The sequence below is a fragment of the Microcella sp. genome (genome assembly GCF_033763155.1).
Taxonomy (GTDB): domain Bacteria; phylum Actinomycetota; class Actinomycetes; order Actinomycetales; family Microbacteriaceae; genus Microcella.
This window is the reverse complement of record NZ_JANRKZ010000132.1, coordinates 1-4783: the sequence shown is the minus strand read 5'-3', so window position 1 is coordinate 4783 and position 4783 is coordinate 1. Positions and strand designations below refer to the sequence as shown.

General features: G+C 66.9%; 4 protein-coding genes. 2 read left to right on the top strand and 2 right to left on the bottom strand.

From position 1 onward, the window contains the following. Positions 1 to 1529: phosphoenolpyruvate carboxykinase (GTP) (locus tag SFU54_RS05665; RefSeq protein ID WP_319015323.1), on the bottom strand; the 1529-nt coding region annotated here is incomplete at its 3' end. 112 nt (positions 1530 to 1641) lie between these two features. On the opposite strand from SFU54_RS05665, the gene SFU54_RS05660 reads away from it, so the two are divergent. Then, positions 1642 to 3084, top strand: coding sequence for a helix-turn-helix domain-containing protein (locus SFU54_RS05660; RefSeq protein WP_319015322.1), 1443 nt, complete (start codon positions 1642 to 1644; stop codon positions 3082 to 3084). Between the two features lie 2 nt (positions 3085 to 3086). On the opposite strand, the gene SFU54_RS05655 is transcribed toward SFU54_RS05660, so the two are convergent. Then, positions 3087 to 4277 (bottom strand): RimK family alpha-L-glutamate ligase, encoded by a 1191-nt coding sequence (locus SFU54_RS05655; RefSeq protein WP_319015321.1) that lies wholly within the window; start codon positions 4275 to 4277, stop codon positions 3087 to 3089. 25 nt (positions 4278 to 4302) lie between these two features. On the opposite strand from SFU54_RS05655, the gene SFU54_RS05650 reads away from it, so the two are divergent. Next, a partial coding sequence (locus SFU54_RS05650) for an ATP-dependent zinc protease (protein ID WP_319015320.1) occupies positions 4303 to 4783 on the top strand: 481 nt, incomplete at its 3' end.

The following is a 4783-nucleotide window of genomic DNA, read 5'->3' as shown; positions in this document are numbered from 1 at the left end:
TTGACCTGAAACACGCGCGGCACGCGGGCCGACCGGCGCAAGCGACGGCCGAAGTCGAGCCAGTGCGCAAAGTAGTCGGCCATGTTGTACCCGGCGAAGGGCAGCATCGCGAACGGGTCGCGGCGCAGCTCGCCGACAGTGCCTTCGGCGGCCGCCGTCTGCTCGGAAGCGATCGTGGCGCCCATAAAGACACCGTGATCCCAGTCGCGCGCCTCTACCACCAAGGGCACGTTGCTGGCTCGGCGGCCGCCGAAGATGATGGCGTCGATAACGACGCCTTCCGGGTCGTCCCAGTCCTCCGCAATCGCGGGGCATTGCCGGGCCGACACGGTAAACCGTGAGTTGGGGTGGGCGGCGGGGCGACCGCTCGCCGGAGTCCACGCTTCGCCGCGCCAGTCGGTGAGGCGCGCGGGCTTCTCGTCAGTCAGTCCTTCCCACCACACGTCGCCGTCGTCGGTGCGGGCGACGTTGGTGAAGATCGTGTTGCCCCACAGCGAGTCGATTGCCGTGGGGTTCGTGCGCATGCCCGTTCCGGGTGCCACGCCAAAGAAGCCGGCCTCGGGGTTGATCGCGCGAAGGCGGCCGTCTGCCCCGATCCAGAGCCACGCAATGTCATCGCCGATGGTCTCGACCTTCCAGCCGGGAAGACTCGGGGTCATCATGGCCATGTTGGTCTTGCCGCACGCGCTGGGGAATGCCGCGGCAAAGTGGTAGGCCTTGCCCGAGGGCGGCGTCACCTTGACGAGCAGCATGTGTTCGGCGAGCCAGCCCTCGTCGCGAGCCATGACCGAGGCGATGCGCAAGGCGTAAGCCTTCTTCGCCAAGATCGCGTTGCCGCCGTAGGCCGATCCGTATGACCAGATCTCGCGCGACTCAGGAAACTGCACGATGTACTTCGTGTCGTTACACGGCCAGGCGACGTCGGCCTCACCCGGAGCCAGCGGGGCGCCCACGCTGTGAACGGCGGGAACCCAGGATGCTCCGCCAGCGATCGCGTCAAGGGCAGGGTTGCCCATGCGCGTCATCGTGCCGACGCTCACCACGACGTAGGGCGAATCGGTGAGCTGCACACCGAAGCGCGCCATGGGCGAGCCAATGGGGCCCATTGCGAAGGGGACGACGTACATCGTGCGGCCGCGCATGCTTCCGCGAAAGACCTCGGTGAGTTCGGCGCGCATGGCCACGGGCTCACGCCAATTGTTCGTCGGGCCCGCGTCGGCTTCGTTCTCGGTGCAAATGAACGTGCGGCTCTCGAGGCGAGCCACGTCGCTCTCGGCCGAGCGAGCGAGAAACGAGTAGGGGCGAAGGTCGGGGTTGAGCTGCTCGATCGTGCCGTTGGCCACGAGCAACTGCAACAGTTCGTGGCGCTCGCGCGTGGAACCGTCGACCCAGTGGATGTCGCGAGGCTCGAGCAGTTCAGCCTGCGCGGCCACCCAGCGGGCAACGTCGGCCGGGCGCTCGACGAGAGCGGCAGGGGAGGCGACGCGAGTGACGGGGGCGGCGACGGCGGGGCGCTCGAGCAGTGTCATGGTGGGTCTCCCTCGGTGAAAAGTGGTGATATCCCCATGCTGGTGGTCGCTGACCCGGTGTTTTGGCCAGAAAGCTGGTAAAGAATTGCGATTCTTACGTTATTGTCACGCCATGAGCGATCTCGCGACCCTCGGCCAGCGCATCCGTCACTATCGAACGGCCGCGGGGCTGACCCTCGACCAGCTCGGCGATCGCGTCGGGGTCGCCGGCAGCCAGCTGTCGCTCATCGAGAACGGCCGCCGTGAACCGCGCGTCACGTTGCTCACCGCGATCGCCACGGAGCTCGGGACGACCCTCAGTGACTTGCTCGACACCTCGCCGCCCTCACCGCGAGCCGCCCTCGAGATTGAACTTGAGCGCGCACAGCGCAGCCCGCTCTATGCCGCGCTCGGGCTTCCGGCCGTGCGCCCCGGCCGGTCGATGCCCGACGATGTTCTCGAGTCGATGGTGGGGTTGCACCGCGCACTCTTGGAACGCGAACGGCAAGCCATTGCGACCCCTGAAGAAGCCCGCCGCGCCAACACGGCCCAGCGGCTGCACATGCGCACGGTCGACAACTACGTGCCCGAGATCGAAGATTTGGCGCAACAGGTCGTCGCCGAGTCGGGGCACGTGAGTGGCGCGCTCACCCACCGCGAGGTGGGGCTCATGGCCGAGAAGCTTGGCTTCGAGCTCGTCTATGTCGGCGACTTGCCCCACTCGGCTCGCTCGGTGACCGACCTCGACAACGGCCGCATCTACTTGCCGCCCGCGTCGATTCCGGGCGGGCACGGCTTGCGCTCGATGGCACTGCAGGCCATTGCCCACCGGTTGCTCGGCCACGAAGTGCCCACGAGCTATGCCGAGTTTCTGCGGCAGCGGCTAGAGATCAACTACTTCGCGGCCGCGTGCCTCATGCCGCGCGAACAGTCGGTGGCCTTTCTCACCCAGGCCAAGAACGACCGCAACATCGCCGTCGAAGATTTTCGTGATGCCTTCGGCGTGACGCACGAGGCGGCCGCCCTGCGGTTTACCAACCTCGCCACGAGCCACCTCGACCTCACGGTGCACTTCACGCGCGTGGGCGGCGACGGAGCGATCTACAAGGCCTACGAGAACGACGGCCTGCGGCTGCCCGTCGACGTCACGGGCTCAACCGAGGGCCAGTTGGTCTGTCGAAAGTGGAGCGCGCGCGCCGCGTTCGCTCGCACCAACCGCACGACCGAGTACTACCAATACACCGATACCCCCGAGGGCACGTTCTGGGAGTCAACGCAGATCGGTTCGGGCACGACGGACGAGTTCTCCATCACCGTCGGGGTGCCGTTTGCCGATTCCAAGTGGTTTCGTGGCCGCGACACGGTCAACCGTCATCGCTCGACGTGCCCCGACCCGGCGTGCTGTAAGCGCCCCGATGGCGAACTCGCGCACCGCTGGCAAGGCAAAGTCTGGACGAGTGCCAAACTGCACGCGCACATTCTGTCGCCGCTACCCAGCGGAACCTTCCCGGGTGTCGACGACCAAGAGCTCTACCGCTTTCTCGAGTCGCACGCGACCGACGCCACCGCCGACTGAGGTCACTCGCTCGGCGTTGCGCTCTTCGGTAGTTTGCGCACCGCGGCGCGGCGACGTCGACGGCTGGGCGTCATCGACCGCATTTCTTCCATGCGCCCGAAGCACAGCAGCCGGTCTTCGGCTTGCAACACTTGTGACCGCCGGGGGTTCGGAATCACGCTCGTTCCGCGATTGAGCGTCAACACCGTGATGTCGCGATCGAGGATGCCCGACTCGCCCAACGTGCCCCCAACAATCTCGGCCCCCGCGTGCACGACGAGCTCGGCCACGCCGTACCCCGTCGATACCGAGAGCCGCTGGCGCACGTCGATGTCCGGAAACGCGACCTCGTGCGAGATGTAGTCGATGATGGCGCCGGCCACGTCGAGCTTCGTCGCGCGCTCGATGCCCTCGAGCCCGGGGGACGAGTTGACCTCCATGACGAGCGGCCCCTCATTGCCCTCGAGCATGTCGACCCCGGCCACGCGCAGTCCCATGATTTGCGCCGACCGCACGGCAGCGCGCTCGTACTCGGGGCTCAGCGAAACCGCCTCGACCGAGCCCCCGCGGTGCACGTTCGAGCGAAACTCGTCGCCCTCGGCCGTGCGGCGCATCGCGGCCACCACGCGGTCGCCCACAACGAGGGCACGAATGTCGCGGCCCCGACTCTCGGCGATGAACTGCTGAATCAGCACGTTCTGGTTCGTCGAGTGCAACGTCTCGATGATGGCCTCGGCCACTTTGGCTTGGGGAGCCAGAATCACGCCGATTCCCTGGGTGCCCTCGAGCAACTTGATCACGACGGGGGCGCCGCCCACGCGTTCGATGGCAGGGCGCACGTCGGCGCGGTTGCGCACGAACGCCGTGGCGGGCATCCCGATGCCATGACGGCTCAGAATCTGCGTGGCGCGCAGTTTGTCGCGGGCGTTGCTGATGCCGTTGGCGGTGTTGGGCGTGAAGACGTCCATCTGCTCGAACTGGCGCACGACGGCCGTGCCGAAGTAGGTGATCGAGTTGCCGATGCGGGGCAATACGGCGTCGTAGGTCGAGAGCGTCTTGCCGCGGTAGTTGAGGTCAGGCTCGGGCCCGGTGAGGTCAACGGCGAACCGCAGCGTGTTGAGCACCTTGACGCGATGACCGCGCTGCTCGGCGGCCGCGCGCAGTCGCCCGGTCGAATACGAGTGCGGGGCACGCGAGAGAATGGCAAGTTTCATGGGGCGCCCCTGACAAGATGAGGGTGTGACTGAGCCCGCCCATTCAACCACCATCGCCGGGTGGCGTGAGTGGGTTGCGTTGCCGAGCGCTGGCGTGCCGTGGATCAAGGCCAAACTCGACACCGGCGCGCGATCGTCATCGGTGCACGCGTTCGACATTGAGACCCTGGCGACGGATGCTGCGGGCATCGAACACGTGCGCTTCAAACTGCGCCCGTGGCAGCGATCCGACGCCGACACTGTCGTGGTCGAGTGCCCCGTGCACGACCGCCGCACGGTGCGCAGCTCGTCGGGTCACGCGGAAGAACGCATCGTTGTGCTCATGGACATCACGCTCATGGGCCGCACGGTCACCGCCGAAATGACGCTCAGCAACCGCGACAGCATGGGCTTTCGCATGCTCATCGGCCGCGAGGCCCTGCGCCAGGGTTTCGTCGTCGACCCGCGCCGCTCGTTCCTCGGCGGCCGTGCACCGAAGCCTGTGCGCCGACAGAACCGCGGCGTCG